General features: G+C 50.7%; 20 protein-coding genes and 1 other annotated feature. All 20 genes read right to left on the bottom strand.

Annotation, left to right across the window (positions count from 1 at the left end; genetic code table 11):
* Positions 1–10: 10 nt before the first annotated feature.
* The 20 genes from GVY42_RS00285 to sdhB all read right to left on the bottom strand — a co-directional run bounded on the left by GVY42_RS00285 (position 11) and on the right by sdhB (position 22,184).
* Entirely contained in the window at positions 11–775 is a 765-nt protein-coding gene (locus GVY42_RS00285) for a hypothetical protein (protein WP_159561968.1), read from the bottom strand.
* Positions 776–869: 94 nt separating this feature from the next.
* Complete coding sequence (locus tag GVY42_RS00280; protein WP_159561967.1) at positions 870–3,521, bottom strand: valine--tRNA ligase; 2,652 nt, start codon at positions 3,519–3,521, stop codon at positions 870–872.
* 58 nt (positions 3,522–3,579) lie between these two features.
* Positions 3,580–3,801, bottom strand: a binding site (T-box leader).
* Between the two features lie 47 nt (positions 3,802–3,848).
* Positions 3,849–5,153, bottom strand: coding sequence for a glutamate-1-semialdehyde 2,1-aminomutase (hemL, locus tag GVY42_RS00275; protein WP_159561966.1), 1,305 nt, complete (start codon positions 5,151–5,153; stop codon positions 3,849–3,851).
* Complete coding sequence (gene hemB / locus GVY42_RS00270; protein WP_074037524.1) at positions 5,150–6,130, bottom strand: porphobilinogen synthase; 981 nt, start codon at positions 6,128–6,130, stop codon at positions 5,150–5,152. Before hemB ends, hemL begins: the two co-directional genes overlap by 4 nt.
* Positions 6,127–6,759, bottom strand: a complete 633-nt coding sequence (locus tag GVY42_RS00265; RefSeq protein ID WP_159561965.1) for a uroporphyrinogen-III synthase — start codon at positions 6,757–6,759, stop codon at positions 6,127–6,129. Before GVY42_RS00265 ends, hemB begins: the two co-directional genes overlap by 4 nt.
* 25 nt (positions 6,760–6,784) lie before the next feature.
* Positions 6,785–7,702, bottom strand: coding sequence for a hydroxymethylbilane synthase (gene hemC / locus GVY42_RS00260; RefSeq protein WP_074037527.1), 918 nt, complete (start codon positions 7,700–7,702; stop codon positions 6,785–6,787).
* A 52-nt stretch (positions 7,703–7,754) separates the two neighbouring features.
* Complete coding sequence (gene hemA / locus GVY42_RS00255) at positions 7,755–9,101, bottom strand: glutamyl-tRNA reductase (protein WP_074037529.1); 1,347 nt, start codon at positions 9,099–9,101, stop codon at positions 7,755–7,757.
* A 185-nt stretch (positions 9,102–9,286) separates the two neighbouring features.
* Positions 9,287–10,456, bottom strand: a complete 1,170-nt coding sequence (locus tag GVY42_RS00250) for an AI-2E family transporter (protein ID WP_159561964.1) — start codon at positions 10,454–10,456, stop codon at positions 9,287–9,289.
* Between the two features lie 110 nt (positions 10,457–10,566).
* A complete protein-coding gene (yihA, locus tag GVY42_RS00245) occupies positions 10,567–11,160 on the bottom strand; it encodes a ribosome biogenesis GTP-binding protein YihA/YsxC (RefSeq protein ID WP_015881115.1) in 594 nt (197 codons plus the stop codon).
* The gene (lon, locus tag GVY42_RS00240) at positions 11,161–13,461 is read right to left on the bottom strand and encodes an endopeptidase La (protein ID WP_201302233.1); all 2,301 of its coding nucleotides are present in this window, start codon (positions 13,459–13,461) and stop codon (positions 11,161–11,163) included.
* A gap of 72 nt (positions 13,462–13,533) precedes the next feature.
* Positions 13,534–14,802, bottom strand: a complete 1,269-nt coding sequence (clpX, locus tag GVY42_RS00235; protein ID WP_015881113.1) for an ATP-dependent protease ATP-binding subunit ClpX — start codon at positions 14,800–14,802, stop codon at positions 13,534–13,536.
* Between the two features lie 211 nt (positions 14,803–15,013).
* Entirely contained in the window at positions 15,014–16,306 is a 1,293-nt protein-coding gene (gene tig / locus GVY42_RS00230; protein WP_015881112.1) for a trigger factor, read from the bottom strand.
* 89 nt (positions 16,307–16,395) lie between these two features.
* Complete coding sequence (locus tag GVY42_RS00225; RefSeq protein ID WP_159561962.1) at positions 16,396–17,307, bottom strand: hypothetical protein; 912 nt, start codon at positions 17,305–17,307, stop codon at positions 16,396–16,398.
* Between the two features lie 538 nt (positions 17,308–17,845).
* Entirely contained in the window at positions 17,846–18,358 is a 513-nt protein-coding gene (locus GVY42_RS00220; protein ID WP_015881110.1) for a metallophosphoesterase family protein, read from the bottom strand.
* Positions 18,359–18,363: 5 nt separating this feature from the next.
* Positions 18,364–18,954 (bottom strand): XTP/dITP diphosphatase, encoded by a 591-nt coding sequence (locus GVY42_RS00215; protein WP_074037535.1) that lies wholly within the window; start codon positions 18,952–18,954, stop codon positions 18,364–18,366.
* A complete protein-coding gene (rph, locus tag GVY42_RS00210) occupies positions 18,951–19,700 on the bottom strand; it encodes a ribonuclease PH (protein ID WP_159561961.1) in 750 nt (249 codons plus the stop codon). Before rph ends, GVY42_RS00215 begins: the two co-directional genes overlap by 4 nt.
* A complete protein-coding gene (gene racE, locus GVY42_RS00205) occupies positions 19,693–20,496 on the bottom strand; it encodes a glutamate racemase (RefSeq protein ID WP_078147903.1) in 804 nt (267 codons plus the stop codon). The genes rph and racE overlap by 8 nt, the downstream gene beginning before the upstream one ends.
* Before the next feature lie 112 nt (positions 20,497–20,608).
* Complete coding sequence (locus tag GVY42_RS00200) at positions 20,609–20,872, bottom strand: phosphocarrier protein HPr (RefSeq protein WP_015881106.1); 264 nt, start codon at positions 20,870–20,872, stop codon at positions 20,609–20,611.
* Between the two features lie 74 nt (positions 20,873–20,946).
* Positions 20,947–21,387 (bottom strand): thioesterase family protein, encoded by a 441-nt coding sequence (locus GVY42_RS00195; protein ID WP_074032771.1) that lies wholly within the window; start codon positions 21,385–21,387, stop codon positions 20,947–20,949.
* A gap of 8 nt (positions 21,388–21,395) precedes the next feature.
* Entirely contained in the window at positions 21,396–22,184 is a 789-nt protein-coding gene (sdhB, locus tag GVY42_RS00190; protein ID WP_193343274.1) for a succinate dehydrogenase iron-sulfur subunit, read from the bottom strand.
* Positions 22,185–22,190: the final 6 nt, after the last annotated feature.

The following is a 22,190-nucleotide window of genomic DNA, read 5'->3' as shown; positions in this document are numbered from 1 at the left end:
GGTTCTTGTTTTACTCTGTTTCATAGAAAGGGAACGATCCAGACGAAGGTTCCGGTAAAGAATCGACCATCGTCAATAACTCTTTTTCCGAGATATTTCCTGTCACGATAATCAGTCTTCCTTGTGATAAATAGTATAAACCGTTCCCATATGATTGTTTCAAAACATACGGTTCTGGCTGTTCCGACATCTCCCCTTCTACTTCAGTGAAAGAATCCGTCGCAATGATACTGATGAGGTGTGTCTCATCATATAACGTCCAAAGCTTCACCGACCAATCGCTACCTGAATAATCCGTACTGATGGCCTCCATCTCTTTATTAGGAAGATCTAATCCGTGAACGAACGCTGATGATGTTTCTGGAATCCCGAAACGTTGCATGCCACGCTGCGCCCACTCATTTCTCACATCGTAAATGAATACGCCAAACGGGTTCTCACGGTCAGGGACGGTCATCGCAACTAAACCGATTCCTCCGACCATCGTCTCCGTTAAAATGTGATCTTTCGATAAATATCTCGTCGACCCATCTTCATATTGAAGGGTCGTTTGTACCACAACGGCATCTGAAATCTGTTTCGTTCCTTCTGGCACTTCAACAATCGTCGTCCCCGTCACTTCTACGTCTGGAAATTGGGATTCATCAATCACTCTCTCCTTTTCGATTTCTTCCACATCCATCACATCCACTGTTTCGATAGATTTCGTCTCTTTTGGTGTCATACACCCCGCTAGTCCCAACACAAGAATACATATTACCCCGATTCGTCTCATCTCATATCCCCTTTTCTACGTCTATCTCTCCAAATTCTACCAAAACACAAAAAAACCTTCTTCAGAGAGTCAATCTCCAAAGAAGGTGTATATCTTACTTACGCAACTCTTCCAAACGGGCGCGGACCGCGTCACGCTTGTCGAGGTAGTCTTTTTCTTTTGCTTTCTCTTCGTCGATGACGTGAGCCGGTGCCTTGGCGATAAAGCCTTGGTTTCCGAGTTTCTTCTGCACGCGCTCGACTTCTTTTTCATACTTCGCCACTTCTTTTTCAAGACGGGCGATTTCTTCTTCGAAGTTGATGAGGTCTGCGAGTGGGATGAAGAGCTCTGCTCCCGTCATGATCGCGGACATCGACTTGTCCGGGGCCGTGAGACCACGTCCGATTTCAAGCTCTGTCGCGTTCGTGAACTTACCGATCGTCATTTCGTTCTCGCTCAAGTAACCTTGTGTCGCATCATCGCTCGTCGAAATGAAGAGCTGGATCGGTTTCGACATCGGTGCGTTCACTTCGGCACGGATGTTACGAACCGAGCGGATGACGTTCATCACAGCTTCAAACGCTGGAACCGAATCGGCGAAGTGAAGGTCATCACGACGCGTCGGGTAGCTTGCACGAACGATTGAATCGCCTTCGTGCGGCAAGTGTTGCCAAATTTCCTCTGTAAGGAACGGCATGAACGGGTGCATGAGACGCATGATCGAATCGAGCGTATGCGCGAGGACCGAACGTGTCGTGTGCTTCGCCGCTTCGTCCTCACCGTAGAGCGTGAGTTTCGCCATCTCGATGTACCAGTTACAGAACTCTTCCCAGATGAAGTTGTACAAGTAACGACCAGCTTCACCGAACTCGTACTTGTCGACGAGGCGTGTCACTTGGTCAATCGTGTCGTTCAAGCGTGTCAAAATCCACTTATCAGCAAGCGTCTTCTCGCCCGTGAGGTCGATGTCTTCGACTTTGAGTCCATCCATGTTCATGAGCGCGAAACGACTTGCGTTCCAAATCTTGTTCGAGAAGTTCCATGTCGACTCGATCTTCTCCCAATAGAAACGAAGGTCGTTCCCTGGTGTCGAACCTGTGAGGAGGAACCAACGGAGTGAATCCGCTCCGTATTGGTCGATGACTTCCATCGGGTCAACGCCGTTACCGAGAGATTTCGACATCTTGCGTCCTTCCGAGTCACGGATGAGACCGTGGATGAGGACATCGTTGAACGGTTGCTTCCCTGTGAACTCGAGTGATTGGAAGATCATACGCGATACCCAGAAGAAGATGATGTCGTATCCCGTGACGAGCGCGCTCGTCGGGAAGTAACGGTTGAAGTCCGGTGCGTCCGTATCCGGCCAGCCCATCGTTGAGAACGGCCAGAGTGCTGACGAGAACCATGTGTCAAGAACGTCTTCGTCTTGTGTCCAGTTCTCACTATCCGCTGGCGCCTCTTTCCCTACATATACTTCACCTGTCTCGTTATGGTACCAAGCCGGGATGCGGTGGCCCCACCAAAGTTGGCGGCTGATACACCAGTCGCGGATGTTCTCCATCCAACGGAGGTATGTCCCTTCGAAGCGCTCTGGGACGAAGTTGACTTTCGTGTCGTCGTTCCCTTGTGCCTCGAGTGCCGCTTTCGCGAGTGGCTCCATGTCAACGAACCATTGTTTAGAAAGGTATGGCTCGATGACCGCGCCTGAACGCTCCGAATGACCGACCGAGTGCGTGTGTGGCTCAATCTTCACGAGTGTGCCGTCCGCCTCTAGGTCTTTGACGAGTTGCTTGCGGCATTCGAAGCGGTCGAGCCCTTCGTACTTACCAGCATTCTCGTTCATCTTCCCGCCTTCATCCATGACGAGGATGCGTGGAAGCTCATGACGGTTTCCGATTTCAAAGTCGTTCGGGTCGTGTGCTGGCGTAATTTTCACGCAACCTGTACCGAACTCCATGTCGACATAGTCGTCGGCAACGATCGGGATCTCACGGTTCATGACTGGAAGCATGATCGTCTTGCCGATGAGGTGTGTGTAACGCTCATCTTTCGGGTTGACGGCAACCGCCGTATCACCGAGCATCGTCTCGGGACGTGTCGTTGCGATTTCGATATGACCTGAACCGTCAGCGAGTGGGTATTTCATGTGATAGAATGCACCCTCGACTTCTTGATAAATGACCTCGATATCTGAAACGGCCGTCTTTTGAGCCGGGTCCCAGTTGACGATATATTCGCCACGATAGATCAAGCCTTTTTCATAAAGACGGACGAATACTTCTTGAACGGCTTTTGAGAGCCCTTCGTCGAGTGTGAAGCGCTCACGCGAGTAGTCGAGACCGAGACCAAGTTTTGACCATTGGTCGCGAATCGTCTTCGCATACTCGTCTTTCCATTCCCACGTCTTCTCGAGGAACTTCTCACGTCCGAGGTCGTAACGCATGACGCCTTCTTCACGGAGTTTTTGCTCGACTTTCGCTTGTGTCGCGATTCCGGCGTGGTCCATCCCTGGGAGCCAGAGCACGTCATAGCCTTGCATACGCTTGAGGCGTGTCAACAAGTCTTGAAGCGTCGTATCCCAGGCGTGACCAAGGTGAAGTTTCCCGGTAACGTTCGGTGGTGGGATGACAATCGTGTACGGTTGTTTCGAATCGTCCTCGTCTGCTTTAAATACATCGTTCTCTAACCAGTAGTCGTACCATTTTGACTCCGTCGCACTTGGGTCGTACTTCGTCGGCATGGTGATTTCATTTGTCTCATGGGCCATGTGTAGCGCCTCCTCTATGTTATTGGTGAACACAAAAACGGCTTCTCTCGTCCTATACGCTAAGGACGAAAGAAGCCGTGATCTTCCGCGGTACCACCTTAGTTCGCCAAAAAGTGGCGCACTCAAAATCGAATAACGGTCGATGGACCGAACTTTCCTACTCCATTCAGAAAGTCAGCTCCGAGGCGACTTCCGCGTCCATCCCTCGCAACCTTTCACCAAGCGGTCGCGTCTCTAAAAGGAATGGAGTATGCGTACTACTCCTCATCAAAGCCATTCATCGTATCTGTTAAATAATTTTAGCGACAGAAACGTCAGCAGTCAAGATTAGAGTGAAAACTCTTCTTGAAGCTCCTTGAACGTCGCCTCGACCGCTGCAATCGTCTTCTCGATATCCTCGTCCGTATGAGCCGTCGATAGGAACAATCCTTCGAACTGTGACGGTGGCAAGAAGACGCCGCGCGCCGCCATCTTCTGATAGTACGAACGGAACATCTCGAGGTTTGCCGACTTCGCTTTCTCGAAGTTCGTCACTTTCTCGTTCGTGAAGAAGAAACCGAACATCGAGCCAGCACGGTTCGTGTCGTGTGGGATGTTGTATTTCTCACCGGCCTGCGTGAAGCCTTCCGCGAGACGGTCTGCTTTACGCTCGAACTCCGCGTAGTGCTCCGGTTTGAGTTGCGAGAGTGTCGTGTAACCGGCAATCATCGCAAGTGGGTTACCCGAGAGCGTCCCTGCTTGATAGATCGGACCTTGCGGTGCGATTTGTTCCATGATCTCACGTTTCCCGCCGTAAGCGCCGACCGGAAGTCCGCCGCCGATGACTTTCCCGAGACATGTGAGGTCCGGTGTGACACCGAAGTACCCTTGTGCACAGTTGTATCCGACACGGAAGCCCGTCATGACCTCATCAAAGATGAGAAGCGCGCCGTTTTGTTCCGTGATCTCACGAAGTCCTTCGAGGAACCCTGGTTGTGGTGGCACGAAGCCCATGTTTCCTGCGGCCGGTTCGACGATGACACCAGCGAGATCATCACCGTATTTTTCAAAGGCGACGCGGACTGCGTCCAAATCATTGTAAGGAACCGTGAGCGTATGGCTCGCGAGCTCTTTCGGTACACCTGGTGAGTCCGGGAGACCGAGCGTCGCGACACCAGAACCGGCTTTAATGAGAAGCGAGTCCCCGTGTCCATGGTAACATCCTTCGAATTTCAAAATCTTTGTCTTCCCGGTGTAGCCGCGAGCGAGGCGAAGTGCCGCCATCGTCGCTTCCGTACCCGAGTTGACCATACGGACCATCTCGATCGATGGGACGCGGTCGATGACGAGCTCTGCCATCTTCGTCTCAAGCTCGGTCGGCGTCCCGAACGTCCAGCCTTTTTCGGCTTGTTCTTGAATCGCTTTCGTGACGACCGGGTGACGGTGACCGAGGATGAGTGGTCCCCATGAGAGGACGTAATCGATATACTCGTTGCCGTCGATGTCATAGACGCGTGAACCTTCACCGCGTTCGGCGAAGATTGGCGTCATGCCGACCGATTTATAGGCACGGACCGGGCTGTTGACACCGCCTGGCATGAGTGGACGAGCTTGTTCGAACGCTTCCTGTGAGCGCGTTTGGTTGTATGTCATGCGTAGTCTCCTTCCAAATAGCGACAGACGTCTTTTGCGAAATACGTGACGATGAGATCGGCACCGGCACGTTTGAATCCGACCATCGTCTCCATGACGATGCGTTCTTCGTCGACCCAGTCGTTGAGTGACGCGGCTTTGATCATCGCATACTCTCCGCTCACGTTATACGCCACGATTGGCATATCGAGTGAGTCGCGCATGTCACGGATGATGTCCATGAACGCGAGAGCCGGTTTGACGATCATGAAGTCGGCACCTTGTTCGACGTCCGATTGTGACTCACGGAACGCCTCACGACGGTTCGCCGGGTCCATCTGATACCCTTTACGGTCGCCTTCACCAGGAGCCGATTGGGCTGCGTCACGGAACGGTCCGTAATACGCAGACGCATATTTGACGCCGTAGCTCATGATTGGAATGTGACTGAATCCGTTTTGGTCCAGACCTTCACGGATAGCTGCGACGAATCCATCCATCATCGAGCTCGGTGCGATGACATCGGCACCCGCTTGTGCTTGCGTAATGGCTGTCTGGACGTGAAGTGGAAGTGATGCGTCGTTATCGACGTCCCCATCTTTCACGAGACCACAATGACCTGTCGACGTGTACTCACAAAGGCACGTATCGGCGATGACCGTGAGCTGTGGCGCCCACTCCTTCACTTTACGAATCGCTTCCTGGACGATGCCGTGGTCATGATACGCTTCGCTGCCTTCCGGGTCTTTATGTTCCGGCACACCGAACAAAAGCACAGATTGGAGACCGAGGTCGACGATTTCTTTGATCTCTTCTTCGAGTCGGTCAAGTGAATAATTGAAGACGCCAGGCATCGAGCTGACTTCACGTTTAATGTTAGTCCCTTCAATGATGAAGAGCGGGTAAATCAAATCTTCTTTTCGAACATGATTTTCACGTACGAGGGCACGCATCGACTTCGATGAGCGAAGACGACGGTGACGGTCAAACTGGTTCATGAAAAATCCTCCCCTACACACTGTATTAATGCATCCATAGTATAACATTCTGGCACTCGTACCGGTAATGTCGACACTTGTCGGACGGCGCGTTCGGTCACTTCGCCAATGGCGTACCACGTCCCGTTGAAGTGGGACAAGTGTGGTGTGAGCGCATCGACGGCCGACGGACTCAAGACGAGTAACGCCTTCACCGTCTCGAGTTGTTGTTGTTGGGCCGAGGTCAATCGGATTGGAATCGTCTCATAGACGACCCAGTCATACACGCAAGGCAGCATCGACATATGCGACGTGTTCGCCAAATTGCCACGTGCAAACAAGACGACATCATCGGTCGAAACAACGTCAGATAACTGCTCAAAAAGCGCCTCACCCGTATACGTCTCCGGCATGAGCGAGACGGTAAAGCCCTCCGCTTCAAGCGCCCGCTTCGTCTTCTCTCCGACAGCGGCGACCTTGACGTCACGCGTCAGATTCCGAAGGGCTTGCACCGCGTTTTGACTCGTGACGACGAGCCAATCGAATCGTTCCACGGGTGGCGGTGTATACGTCTCTCTCGTCTGAATGAGCGGGACATGATGAACGGAAAGACCGCTCGCCTCGAGCCGTGCCCGTTGCGAAGCGGTCATTCGTTTCGTTCCCGTGTACCAAACGTCACTCATTGACCGAGGCGAGGATTTCACGCCCGCCACGACCGAGCAATTCTTCTGCGACGTCCATTCCGAGTGCGATTCCGTCCGTTGACGTTTTCGTCACGCGAAGCACTTCTTTCCCGTCCACTGACGCGATGAGACCTGTCAGTGTCACGTCGTCACCGTCGACCGTCGCATAACCACCGACCGGTACGTGACAACTTCCTTCGATTGCTTTTAAGAAGGTGCGCTCTGCTGTAGCCGCTTTCGCCGTCACATCATCATGCAACAATTGAAGCACTGCTGTCACTTCTGCATCGTCCTTGCGGCTCTCGATGGCGAGTACGCCCTGGCCGACAGCCGGTACCATGACGTCCGGGTCGAGCGCTTCAAAATCGACACGATCCGTCCATCCCATCCGCTCGAGTCCTGCTTTCGCGAGCAAGATAGCATTGTAGTTCTCGGAGTCTAACTTCTTCAGACGCGTGTCGATGTTTCCACGAATCCATTGAATCTCAAGGTCAGGACGGGCTGCCAAGATTTGAGCACCACGACGGAGTGAGCTCGTTCCGACAATCGAACCTTTTGGAAGCGTCTCGAACGTGTAGCCGTTCTCACAGATGAGGACGTCACGCGCATCGACACGTTTCGGCATGCAGCTAATATAGAGTTCTTCTGGTAGTTCGGCCGGAACGTCTTTCATGCTGTGTACGGCGAAATCGATGTCCCCATCGAGCATCTGTTGTTGAATCTCTTTGACGAACAACCCTTTCCCACCGACTTTCGACAATTGCACGTCGACGATTTGGTCACCTTTCGTCACGATTTCTTTAATCTCGAACTCGTTCTTTGCTCCAGCTTGCTTCAACTGCTCGATGACCCATTTTGTTTGAGTCATGGCGAGTTGGGAACGGCGTGAGCCGACAATGATTTTCCGCATGTTCAATCTCTCCTTCATAGAAAAAGGCGACACGCGTCGCCTTTTTGTCTTGTTAGCGCATCAATGCGCGAAGTGGTGCTTTGGCAGAAGTGGCATCTGTTTCTTCCACTTCGTCTACAGGTTGTTCCGGCAACTCGACATCAAGTCCGAACGTCTCGATGAATTGAGCGATTCGAACGTTCGCATCCGGTTGAGCCGCTGCATCTTTAATGTAGTCAATCGGGTCACGAAGCATTTGATTGATGATCGACTTCATGTGCTTCCCGATGACTTTCTTGTCTCGTGCTGACAAGTGATCGAGCTTACGCTCAAGACTCGTCATCGTGTCTTCTTGAATATCAAGGGCACGAGCACGCAACTCATTCATGATTGGCACGACACCAAGCGTGATGAGCCATGTTTGGAACTCTTGAATCGCTTCATCGATTTTCATTTCAATCTTTTCAGCCTCGACGAGACGCGCTTCAAGATTTTTGTTTACGATTCCGTTCAAATCATCGACATCGAACAAATGCACACCCGGAAGTGTCGCGACCGCTGGATCGATATCTCGCGGCACAGCGATGTCAATGAGAAGAAGCGGACGTTCGCGGCGCAACAACTGTGCAGCCGCTACATCGTCGTATCCAATGACGGCATCCTTCGCCCCGGTCGAACTAATCAAAATATCTGCATCAAGTAATCCACATGCGATCTCACGAATCGAATGGGCACGGCCTTTGAACTTATCCGCTACAGCTTTTGCTTTGCTCTCCGTCCGGTTGAAGACAGCGATTTGTTTCGCACCTGCTTCAAATAAGTTGAGTGTCGTCAATTCACCCGTCTCACCGGCTCCGACGACGACGACTTGTTTGTCTTCAAGCTGTTGATACATCTCTTGTGCGAGCGTCACGGCAGCCGAACTGACCGATACAGACATTTCCCCAATTTGCGTGTCCGTATGGGCGCGCTTCGCGAGTGTGACCGCTTCTTTGAATAATTTGTTGAAGACCGTTCCTGTCGTTCCATGCTCCTGGGCACGGAAGAAACTCGTCTTCACTTGACCTAAAATTTGTGTTTCCCCGATGATCATCGAGTCGAGGCCCGACGTGACACGGAACAAGTGGCGAATCGCCTCTTCCCCTTCTCGAATCGACAAGTATGGTGTGAACTGCTCCATCTCTAGGTTGAACCAGTTCGCCAAGAAACGTTTCGTGTAATAACGTCCAGTATGGAGTTGATCTGTCACGACGTACAGCTCCGTCCGGTTACACGTAGACAAAATAACCGACTCGAAAATGCTCTTCTCTTCGCGAAGTGCAATCATCGCATCCACGATTTCTTGCTCCCCAAACGAGAACTGCTCCCGAATCGCGACAGGGGCTGTCTTGTTATTTAGTCCAACGACGACAATATGCATGTATCTCTTCCCCTCATCTAAAATCCACCGACGGTTGTCTCTTCTTTTTTTCAATCTCTACCGTACATTATAACAGTTCTTATCTGGTAACTATAATCTTCTGTTTGATTTTCCTGAAATAAAATAAGAACTTTTTGTGACAAAAAGAAGTAGAAATGGCGAAACTCCATTCCTACCCTTTTTTCTTATGGATTTGGCGAGTTCGGGTCCGTAATAATCGGACTCTCGGGCTCCTCTTTGTCTAAATAATGCTCACGTTCTCGTAATTTATAGATACGAACGATATTCTGGACAACCGTTTTGGCGACCGCATAAAACGGTACAGCGATGAGCATTCCGATGATACCGGCCAAATTTCCTGCCACGAGCAAGACGATGATGATCGTGAGCGGGTGTACTTTTAACGACTTCCCTTGAATGAGTGGCGAGATGACGTTCGACTCAATTTGTTGCACGACGATGATGACAACGATGACCCATAATACCTTGATCGGATCTTGAATGAATGCCACGACCACTGCCGGTGCAGCCCCTAGGAACGGCCCGACGTAAGGGATGATATTTGTTACCATCATGAAGAGTGCGAGCAAGATGGCATAATCTACACCGACGATCCATAGACCGATCAGTGACGTGATTCCGACGAAGAATGCGACGAGCAACTGTGCATTGACGTAGCTCCGCACCGTCTCGTGCATGTCATGCAAGATGTGACGCGTCTCTTTCTCATAGCTCGAGGGTAAGAGTTTGACGATAGCGTCTGGTAAACGTTTCCCGTCGAGTAACATGTAAAGAAGCATGAACGGGATCACAACGATCGTGATGACCGCTGACGTCACGAATCCGACGACTTGACCGAATGACGAGGCAATGTTTCCAAATAAGTCTCCTAAGTACGACGTGATGTTCGTCGTCAAGTTACGGAACATCTCGTCATTTTCTGCCATGAAGCGTGCAAAGAACTCATTTTGTAACAACGTGTCACGGACAGCGAACGCCTGTTTCTGAAGTTCTTTTGCGATACTCGGCATAGCGTTGACGAGCGACGTGATTTGTTCGCCTAAAACCGGTCCGAGAATACTGAAGACAAGTGTAAAAATAAGCACGAGTCCGATCAGTGTGACGGCTACAGCTAGTGTTCTCTTCCCTTTTAAGCGTTTCTCTAAGAAGTCGACAATCCCGACCAGGAAATAAAAGAAGAGTCCGGCCACAATAAGCGGAACCGTGACGAGTGCCAAAATAACTTGAATCGGTTCAAACACGAATGAGATCTGTGTCCCGACCCAAATGACTAAAAAGATGGTCAACGTCCAAAAGAGGGCGCGATACCATTTGTTTTCAAACATGCGTTGCATTTCTCCACCTCGTTTACAATGATGACTATGTACTAACTATGATTATACGATAATTACCCGCTTGCGGGCTGACAAAAACAAAAAGGCGAAGGAATCCCTCCGCCTTCTCCTTATTCGCCTTCTGTGATGAGTGCGTAAATCGCTTTCCACGCCTCATCTTTTCCTTCTGCCGTCTCGGCTGAGAAGGCGACAAAACGGTCAGATGGATCGAATTGAAGCTTGCGTTTCACCGCCGCCTCATGTTTTTGACGCTGACTCTTCTTGATTTTATCGAGTTTCGTCGCCACAACGATGACCGGAATCTCATAATGTTTCAAGAAGTTGTACATCGTCACATCGTCACCCGTCGGATCATGACGGATATCGACGAGTAAGACGACGCCGCGAAGCGCCTCTTGACTCGTCAAATACTGTTCCATCATGACGCCCCACTTCTCACGTTCCGTCTTCGATACTTTCGCATATCCGTATCCCGGAACGTCAACGAACATGATCTCATCATTGATGTTGAAGAAGTTAAGGGTCTGTGTCTTCCCTGGTTTCGAAGACGTCCGTGCGAGCGCCTTCCGTTGGCAAATCTTATTGATGAACGACGATTTCCCGACGTTCGACCGCCCGGCAAGTGCCACTTCCGGCAATTCATGGACCGGGTAATGGTCTGGCGCGACGGCACTCGTCACAAACTCTGCTTTGTTGATCTTCATTTAATTTCCTCCAAATGCTACATCTAGTACTTCATCGAGTGTCGTCACGGGAACGAACGTCAATTTCTCACGAACCGTCTCTTGAATATCATCGATGTCTCGCTCATTATCTTTCGGAATGACGATGGTCGTCAACCCGGCTCGATGAGCAGCGAGCGCTTTTTCTTTCAATCCGCCGATCGGCAAGACACGTCCACGGAGTGTGATCTCACCTGTCATCCCGACATCACGATGGACTTTCTTCCCAGTCAATGCGGAAATCAAGGCCGTCGCAATCGTGATTCCTGCCGACGGTCCGTCTTTTGGCACGGCACCCTCTGGCACGTGAATGTGAATGTCTTGTCGCTCATAGAACGTCGGGTCAATCCCGAACCGCTCTGCGTTTGCACGGACATAGCTATATGCTGTTTGTGCCGACTCCTGCATCACATCACCGAGTTTCCCCGTCAACTGAAGTTTGCCTTTCCCTGGAGCGAGCGCCACTTCGATTGTGAGCGTGTCGCCACCAAACGCCGTGTAGGCAAGGCCTGTCACCGCACCGATGGAGTCCTCGGTCTCCCCTTTTCCGTAGCGATACTTCGGCTTCCCGAGATACGTGATGATCGCCTTTTTCGAAATCGTGACCCGTTTCTTCTCCCCGATGGCGATTTGTTTCGCGGCTTTTCGGCAGAGTGATCCGATGACGCGCTCTAAGTTCCGGACACCGGCTTCACGTGTGTAACGACGGACGACTTCATAGAGCGCATCTTCTTTAATCGTCAACTGACTCTTCTTCAATCCATGCTCTGTCAATTGTTTCGTCACCAAATGGCGCTTCGCAATCTCCACTTTCTCAAGCTCTGTGTACCCACCGATTTGAATCAATTCCATCCGGTCAAGAAGCGGTGCTGGGATTTGTGAGACATCGTTCGCAGTTGCGATAAAGAGAACGTTCGACAAATCGAACGGTTCTTCGATGTAGTGGTCCGAGAAGGAGACGTTTTGTTCCGGGTCGAGCACTTCTAGCATCGCGGACGCCGGGTCCCCTCTGAAGTCAGAAGCCATCTTGTCGATCTCATCGAGCAAGAAGACCGGGTTTTTGCTTTCCGCTTGCTTCAGCCCACGGATGATCCGTCCTGGCATCGCACCGATATACGTACGACGGTGCCCACGGATTTCCGCCTCATCACGCACACCACCGAGTGAGACACGAACGAAGTGACGTTCAAGTGCCGAGGCGATCGAACGGGCGAGTGACGTCTTCCCGACCCCTGGAGGTCCGGCGAGACAGAGGATTGGTCCACGAAGCGAGTTCGTCAACTGGCGGACGGCCAAATACTCGAGGATACGGTCTTTTACCGATTCTAAGCCGTAATGGTCATCATCAAGGACGTCTGCCGCATGTTTCACGTCAAGCTTATCTTCCGTCTCAATGCCCCACGGAAGAGAGGTGACCCAGTCGAGGTAGTTACGGATGACCGCATACTCCGGAGACGTCTGCGGCACGACGTTCAATCGTTCCGCTTCACGCATGACGTTCTTCCGCGTCGTCTCTGGCAAGTCGAGCGCCTCTAGCTTCTCACGAAGGCGGTTCGGTTCTGACTCTTGCGTCTGGTCACCGAGTTCTTGTTGGATCGTCTTCATCTGTTCCCGTAAGTAGTACTCGCGCTGTGACTGCTCAATTGACTTCTTCGTCCGCTCACGCATCTCTTGCTCGAGCTCAATCACTTCGACTTCATGTGCGATGATTTCAAGCAGTTCAAGTCCTCGCTTGACGGCATCTGCCTCTTCGAGCATCGCTTGGCGAAGCTCGACGTCGACATCGAGTTTTGACGTGATATAGTCCGTGAGTGATTCAAGCCGCTCATACATCTCGAAACGGCGACGCTCATCTGGCGACATACCCTTAATGTTTGCGACGAGTTTTCCGAACTGTTCTTTCAACAGACGGACGAGTGCCGTTCGTTCGACCTCTTCCCCTTCTGCGAGTTCGACCGGCTCGATATTGGCGAACCATCCTTCATCTGTCGATTCGACCGAGTCGATACGGACACGCTCTTTCCCGACGATCCGAACCCGAATCGTCTCGTTCGACAGTTCACTCATCTTCGCGATGTGGACACGCGTTCCAACCGTGTATAAGTCTTCCGGTTCCGGTGATTCGTTCCCTGTTTCTTTCTGTGTCACGACAATCAAATCTGTTTCATGCTCCTTTGCGGCAAGGAGCGCCCGAAGGGATAACGGGCGTCCGACATCGATGGTCACACCGATGAGCGGATATACGACGACTCCTCGCAAAGGAAGGATTGGTAATTTTTCCATATACAACGCCTCCTGTGCAAAAAGGCCCAAAACTCGGATATGCCGAGTGTTTGAGCCTTCTTCGTTAAAGAATTATGCTGTCTCTTTGTTGTCCCCTGTCTGTTCGACAGTACCGTCACGAAGGACGTATTTCGGACCGGCAAGACCCGTAATCGTTTCATCCGTGATGATGACTTTCTCGATATCGTCACGCGATGGGACAGTGAACATCACATCGAGCATCATTTCTTCGATAATCGAGCGGAGACCGCGCGCGCCAGTCTTACGTTTGATTGCAAGTTTGGCGATTTCAATCAATGCTTCGTCTGTGAACGTCAATTCGACATCGTCAAGCTCGAGCATTTTCTCGTACTGACGGACGAGAGCATTTTTCGGCTTCGTCAAGATTTCAACGAGCGCTTCTTCATCGAGTGTCGTGAGCGTCGCCATGACTGGCAAACGTCCGATGAACTCAGGAATCAAGCCGAATTTTTGAAGGTCTTCAGGGAGTGCGCGGGCGAGCAAGTCCTCTTGCGTCAACTCGCGATTCTCTTGGTCGTTTCCGAAACCGATGACTTTCTTCCCGATTCGGCGTTTGACGACCGATTCGATGCCGGCGAATGCGCCACCGACAATGAAGAGAATGTTTGTTGTGTCGATTTGGATAAATTCTTGATGCGGATGCTTACGTCCACCTTGTGGCGGTACGCTTGCTGTCGTGCCTTCAAGAATTTTAAGGAGCGCCTGCTGAACGCCTTCACCGGATACGTCACGCGTAATCGATGGGTTTTCAGACTTACGGGCAATCTTATCGATTTCATCGATGTAGATGATCCCTTTTTCAGCCTTCTCGACATCATAGTCAGCCGATTGAATCAATTTGAGCAAAATATTCTCAACGTCTTCCCCGACGTAACCTGCTTCCGTCAAGCTCGTCGCATCCGCGATTGCGAATGGGACGTTCAAGACGCGAGCCATCGTCTGAGCGAGAAGCGTTTTTCCGCTACCCGTTGGTCCAATCATGACGATGTTCGACTTCGCAAGTTCGACATCATCCGAACGGCCACCGGCGTTGATACGTTTATAGTGGTTATAGACAGCAACTGAAAGCGCACGTTTGGCGCGGTCTTGACCAATGACATAATCGTCTAGGATGTTACGAATCTCTTGTGGTTTTGGAATGTCTTTGAATTCAACTTCTTCCTCTACACCGAGCTCTTCCTCAACAATTTCATTGCAAAGTTCGATACATTCATCGCAAATGTATACGCCAGGACCGGCGACTAACTTACGAACTTGTTCTTGCGATTTTCCGCAAAACGAGCACTTGAGTTGCCCCTTTTCCTCGTTAAATTTGAACATTCGATACACCCCTTCTGTGGTGAAAATGGATGTAAGTGCGATAAATCGCGATTTGAATTTTCTGGTGCGATGCACCGCGAAAAGACATTTTACATCTCTGCGTTGAAATAATTGTAGCATGAACATATTGCGACTTCAAAGAATTACACATGCAATGTGCTGTGACAGAAAAAAGGACGACCGCTAGGCAGTCGTCCTTTCGAATATCAGCTTACTTCGCTTTACCGTTTTCAACGAGGATGTCGATCGCTTTACGGAATTTGAGGTCACCTTTAAGTGTCTCAAGTCCACCTTGCGGAGCGAGCATCGTACGGAGTTGGTCCGGGGCGATGTTGTAAAGTTTAGACATTTCTTCAAGCTCTTTCTCAGCATCTTCGTCAGATACTTCGATTGCTTCTTTGTCAGCGATTGCTTTCAAGACGAGACGAGCTTTTACGCGCTCTTCAGCTTGCTCTTTCATCTCTTCGCGCATTGCTTCTTCAGAAGTACCAGTGAGCTCGAAGTACATGTTAAGGTCGATTCCTTGTGAAGATACACGTGAACCGAACTCTTGTACCATGCGGTCAACTTCTTGTTCAACGAGAACTTCCGGTACGTCGATTGTCGCGTTAGCAGTTGCCTGCTCTACGAGTTGGTCGCGCATTGTACCTTCAGCTTCTTGTTTCTTACCAGCTTCTAAACGCTCACGGATGCTTGCTTTCAACTCGTCGAGTGTCGAAACAGACTCGTCGATGTCTTTTGCAAACTCGTCGTCGAGTTCAGGAACTTGTTTTGTTTTGACTTCGTGAAGTTTGACTTTGAATGTCGCTGGTTTACCCGCTAAGTTTTCAGCGTGGTACTCTTCAGGGAATGTTACTTCAACGTCTTTTTCTTCACCAGCAGTCATGCCGATCATTTGCTCTTCGAATCCTGGGATGAATTGACCAGAACCGATTTCGAGTGTGTAGTTCTCAGCTGTGCCGCCTTCGAACTGCTCACCGTCAGCGAAACCTGCGAAATCAAATACAGCTGTATCGCCGTTTTCGATTGCACCTTCTTTAACAGCTAGTTCTGCGCCTTGCTGTTGAAGTGCTTCAAGTTCTGCTGTTACTTCGTCTTCTGTTACTTCAGTTGAAACAGCTTCGTACTCGAGGCCTTTGTATTCGCCAAGCTCAGCTTCTGGCTCAACCACGAATGTCACTTTGAAAGCGACTGGTTTGCCTTTCTCGAGCGTGCCGTCTACATCGATGTTTTCGAGCGCGATTGGTTCGAAACCAGCTTCTTCAACCGCACCTTGGATTGTGTCGCGGTAGAGAATGTCGAGCGCATCTTGATAGAGTGCTTCTTCTCCGTACATTTTGTTGAACATTGGGCGTGGCAATTTACCTTTACGGAAGCCAGGCACGTTCAAGTCTTTGACGACTGTTTTAAATGCGGCGTCAACTGCTTTATCAAAAGCTTCTGCAGGAGCTTCGTACGTGAGTACGCCTTGGCTACCTGATGTTTTTTCCCATTTTGCTGTCATGCTAAGTCCCTCCAACAATTCGTTTATACCGTACAAAAATGTACAACAATCCGTATTATAGCATAAATCCTCGGTAAGCACACAAGGATTTAGTCTAATAACGCCTGTGTAAAGCGAAGATCCGCCTCTAAAATCTCCGCGGCTAAACCGTCGACCGGTTCGTCATGTAAAATCGCTTGTTTCGCCTGTACGAGCGCCTGTTCCACATCCGCTTTTTCGGCCGGCACATACGGATAATGCGTATACATGTAATTCATCAACAGCTGGGTCCCGATCTCATCGCCTTCAACTGATTTTTGAAGAGAAAAGACGGTCTTCTCCCACGTTTCAATCTGCGCTTTTGCTTCCGTTCGTGTCATCTTGTTCGAAACGTCCCCATCCGTCCATTCGATGACATCTAGTTCGGCGAACGCTTTTTCCAACACGATCAGTTTGACGAGCTTCGGACGCTCCGACACGAGCAGTTCATGTAGCACATTGTCGAGCACCGGGTCGATTTGAAAGTGAACATGTTGTAATGCTTCAATCTGTTCCCCCGTACTCCCTCGCGTCAGCGTTCGTTTCAACTTGGCAATTGCCGCCGGAAACTCCGTCATCTTCAACACTTGAAGTACCTGATGTGCCTGTGTGTTGACCGTATCCTTCTTGTCCTGCCATTCGAGATACTGGTTGATCCAGTGCGCCGCTTCAAACGGTTGGTCACGCATGATGTAATACTGCGCAATCTGCAACCCTCCTGAGGCCGGTTCTTCCGCCTCGGACATATGGATGCTGACGAGTTCCTGCAGCTTCTCGAGTGTCTCTGGGTCGTCCGGCCGTTCCATTGCACATTGGAAGATTTCCATGAAAATAAACGGGTCACCTGGAATCGTCTGATACCAATCCCATAAAATCGGTTCGATCCGCTGTCGTTCCCCAGAAGCATCTGCCTCCTGAATCATCTTATGCAGACGCGCCCAATTCCCAGGGAACGGATAGTCCTGATCCTTTTCCTTCTCCATCTTCCCTCACCCTCTCTTCCATTCCCCTTCATCTTCCGTTAGGACGCGATTCCTTGTCAATCGATTTCCCGGAAAATGAAAAAAGAGACGTTCTCCGTAGAGAGCGTCTCTATTTTAATGGAAGCGTCCCAAGAGGGATTCGAACCCCCGACCGACGGCTTAGCTTACCACCATGACTTTCGTCACCAACATCGTGTTGTTTGTAGTCTGGACTATATCTTCACCGTTTCAGGTGCGACACGTGTAGTCTCTACGGAACCTCACGAGCATGATGCTCCTCCATTGATTCTACCTCTACATGCATAGACATTCGAATCAACTCGACCCAATCGGGAATGAGTTTCCTCGGTATTACCATCAGCATCATCTGTTAAGGCTTCACCGATATAGTGTCGTCCACTTTATAGGTTTCTGTTTCCCTATAAAGGCTCCTATTTGTCTTGAAGGCCGTTGCTCTATCCTGCTGAGCTATTGGGACATTGACATGAAAACTATAATAGAAAAATGGTTTCCTGTCAATCGATTTCCCATTCGAAACTCATAGTTTTCCTGAGATGTCCAAGTCTTCGACGTGAGAACCGTCTTCTGAGCGATAGAAACGCACTGTTGCTTCCCCCGCTTCGAGATCGAGTAACGCATACGTTTTGTCCGTTCGTCCTCGCGGCATGCGAATCGAACCTGGGTTGATGTAGACAACCCCGTCCTCGATCAGCGCACCCGCCACATGCGAGTGACCGAACAAGACGACATTCGCTCCCACTTCTTCCGCTCGATACCGTAGACGGTTCAAATCGAATTTGACGTCATGATGGTGCCCGTGAACGATTAAAATCGTACCGGCATCCGTCGTCTCGATGCGTTCGAGGGGAAGATCTCCACCGAAATCACAATTCCCCCGAACCGTTCGATAAGGTAACAAATGTTCATCGACAAGGGCGAGTTGTGAATCCCCGCAATGGAAGGCGTCATCAATTTCCGCCTCGTGCCTTTCAAAAATCGTCGTCAACTCTTCGGTCAAACCATGACTATCACTCACTATTAGAAAACGCATAAGCTTCATCCTTTCATGAATGGTATGATTTCTGCCTCCAGTTTTCGTAGTGCCTGTCCACGGTGGCTGACGACCGCCTTCTCGTCACGCTCCAACTCTGCCGCTGTCTTATGAAGCGATGGGACGATAAAGAGTGGATCGTATCCGAAGCCATTTTCGCCTTGTGGGGAATAACCGATTGTCCCTTCGATCGTTCCACGAACGGTCAACGTCTCTCCGCTCGGTTTTGCGAGACAGAGCGCACAGACGAAACGAGCCGTACGATTCGTTTCTCCGTTCAATTTTTCAAGAAGAAGCGCATTGTTTGCCTCGTCTGACTTTTCTGGACCTGCAAAGCGGGCTGAATATACTCCCGGTGCCCCGTCAAGTGCGTCGACTTCAAGACCGGAGTCGTCCGCCAGAACGGCATGTCCAAAATAAGCTGCCGCCTCGGTCGCTTTTAACGCCGCGTTCTCTTCAAACGTGGTGCCGGTCTCTTCCGTCTCTGGTGCATCCGGATAGTCGAGTAGTGATTCGACCTCGAACCCGAGCGGCGTCAGCATTCCTTCGAGTTCTTTCACTTTTCCAGGATTGTGTGTCGCAATGATCAACTTCATAATGTCTCCTCCGAACGTTCTCCGACGTACCACCAAGAAGCACCGAGTGCCGCTTCCGCCGTCTTGAATAATGATTCGATGCCGTGTTGCGCGAGCGCGAGCATCTCGTTCATCTCTTGTAGCGTGAACGTCGCCTCTTCCCCTGTACCTTGTACTTCGACGAATCGTCCGCTTGCCGTCATGACGACATTCATATCGACCTCTGCCGCAGCGTCTTCTAGGTAATCCAAGTCCAAGACGAGCTCATCGGTCCGTCCGACAGAAATCGCAGCCACCCCTTCTTTAATGGGTGTGTCGCCAAGTTTCCCTTGGCGAATCAAGCGGTCGACGGCCAACACGAGCGCACAAAAGCCACCTGTGATGGAAGCCGTCCGAGTCCCGCCATCCGCTTGAATGACGTCACAGTCGATCCAAATCGTTCGTTCGCCGAGACGTTCTAAGTCCACGACCGAGCGGAGCGACCGACCAATCAGACGCTGAATCTCCATCGTTCGTCCCGACTGTTTTCCGCGTACCGCTTCTCGGACAGTACGGTCTCCCGTCGCCCGTGGTAGCATCGCATATTCTGCATTGATCCAACCTTGTTTCTTTCCACGAAGGAAATTCGGTACGCGCTCTTCCACAGTTGCGGTACAGATGACTTTCGTATCGCCGATTGAAATTAAAACGGACCCTTCCGCATGTTTGTTCACGTGCGGCACAATCTCGACTGCGCGCAGTTCATCAAATCGTCTCGTATCACGCAATGCCGGTCACCTCGACTTTCTCCGCATGAACCGGACGTCCGAGCCATTCACTCGCGAGTCGGTCAAATAGCTCGATGTCACCCGTCGCATAGAAGGCATGTGCCGGGACTGCATCCAACCCGTTTTCAAGTTCCTGATAATCGAGCATCGCAGCCACTTCAAGTGCAGTCTCGTCACCTGATGAGATGAGGTGGACGTCCGGTCCGACCACATCTTGAATGACCGGAGCAAGTAGTGGGTAATGCGTACAACCGAGAATCAACGTATCCATCTCGGATGGTTGAAGTGGACGAAGCGTCTCCTCCACCACTTGTCGCACGCGCTCTCCAGACACTTCTCCAGCCTCTACGAGCGGGACGAACGGTGGGCACGCGAGTGAATACACATCGACCTCACCTGCCACGTGACGTAACGCCTTCTCATATGAACCGCTTTCAATCGTCATCTTCGTACCAATGACACCGATATGCTTGTTGCGCGTTCCTTTGACAGCCGCGCGGGCACCCGGGTCGATGACACCGATGACCGGGATGTCGAGACGTTTGCGCGCCTCCTTCAATACGACCGCTGTCGCCGTATTACAGGCGATGACAATCATTTTAACGTCTTTCTTCAATAAAAATTCAATCAATTCCCATGTATATGCTTCAATCTCATCGTGCGGACGCGGCCCGTACGGACAGCGTTCTGTATCTCCGATATAGACGATTTCTTCTTTAGGGAGTTGGCGCATCAATTCTTTGACTACCGTCAACCCGCCGACTCCTGAATCGAGGACTCCAATCGCTCGTTTCATTTTCATCACTTCCATTCTCACCTATCTTACCAAAAAACCTCGGACGGAAAAAGAAACGTTCCCATGACAAAAAAAGACGAGGTCGCCAGTGGCGCCTCGTCCCTTACCCGAATTACTGAGCAAGACCTTCGCTAGTGAGCATGTCAGAAAGCGTGTTGATCGCTTCTTCTGCATCTTCACCTTCAGCAGTGATCTTGATTGTAGAATCTTTTGCGATACCGAGTGAAAGTACACCCATGATCGACTTCAAGTTAACTGTTTTACCATTGTACTCGAGGTTGATGTCTGATTGGAACTTAGAAGCTGTGTTAACTAACTGAGTAGCTGGACGAGCGTGAATTCCTGAATCAGCAACGACTGTGAACGTTTTTTCCATGAGATGATGGTCTCCCTTCAAAATTCAATTCTACAGGCGAACCAGCAGAATATTTTTTGTTTGTGAACTCATTATCAAATGATAGCGGATTCGCAAAAATTCTGCAAGCGGTTTTTATATTCCGGAGTCCATTCCGTAGGACGACCTTCCTTCGTTAAATGAACGAGGCTTGTCCGTCCGGCGAAAAGGAGTTGCTCTCCGTCATATGCCCCGTAATGAATATCACATGAAGTGTTTCCGACCGTCAAGATATTGGCATGCACAGTCAGCTGTTGACGTGGCATGACTTGTCGAACATAGTCACATTGCGCATCGGCGACAACGACGAATCCGTCCTTTAAAGAGAATCCTGTCGCCTCTAACAACTCGATCCGGGCATCTTCGAAATAGATGAACGGAATTGTATTGTTCATGTGACCATACGGGTCGCACTCCGAAAAGCGGACTTTCACATCGAGCGCGACCCCTGCTTTGACACGTGTTTCCCAACCTGGCTCTCGAAAGTACTTGGTCATCGGCTCGCTTACGCCTCGACCGCAGAACCGGTGCGACCTTTGTCACTACCGAAGAACTGTTTGAACGAGTGAAGCGTCGTTTGACGGTTCATCGAAGCGATCGACGTCGTGAGCGGGATGCCCTTCGGACAAACCTCGACACAGTTTTGTGCGTTTCCGCACTGCATGATGCCACCGTCTTCCATGAGTGCCTCGAGGCGGTCTTCCGCGTGGAAGGCACCTGTTGGGTGTGAGTTGAAGAGTCGGACTTGCGAAATCGCTGCTGGACCGATGAAGTCCGATTTGTCGTTCACGTTCGGACACGCTTCAAGACAAACGCCACACGTCATACATTTCGATAATTCGTACGCCCATTGACGTTTGTTCTCCGGCATACGCGGTCCTGGACCGAGGTCGTATGTGCCATCGATTGGTACCCATGCCTTCACTTTTTTCAACGCGTCGAACATGCGTTGACGGTCTACTTGAAGGTCACGGATGACCGGGAACGTCTTCATCGGTGCAAGACGAATCGGTTGCTCGAGTTTATCGACGAGTGCCGTACACGATTGGCGCGGCTTCCCGTTGATGATCATCGAACAGGCACCACATACTTCTTCAAGACAGTTCATGTCCCAGTTGATCGGTGTCGTCTTGTCCCCGTTCGCGTTGACCGGGTTACGGCGGATTTCCATCAATGCCGAGATGACGTTCATGTTTGGACGGTATGGTACCGTGAATTCTTCCGTATACGTCGCTTGATCCGGTCCATCTTGGCGTTCAATGATGAAGCGGATGTCTTTTTGTTCAGATTGCATTGGCGT

The organism is Exiguobacterium sp. 8A (assembly GCF_902506275.1).
GTDB classification, from domain to species: Bacteria; Bacillota; Bacilli; order Exiguobacteriales; family Exiguobacteriaceae; genus Exiguobacterium; species Exiguobacterium profundum.
This window is presented reverse-complemented; position numbering and strand designations above follow the sequence as displayed.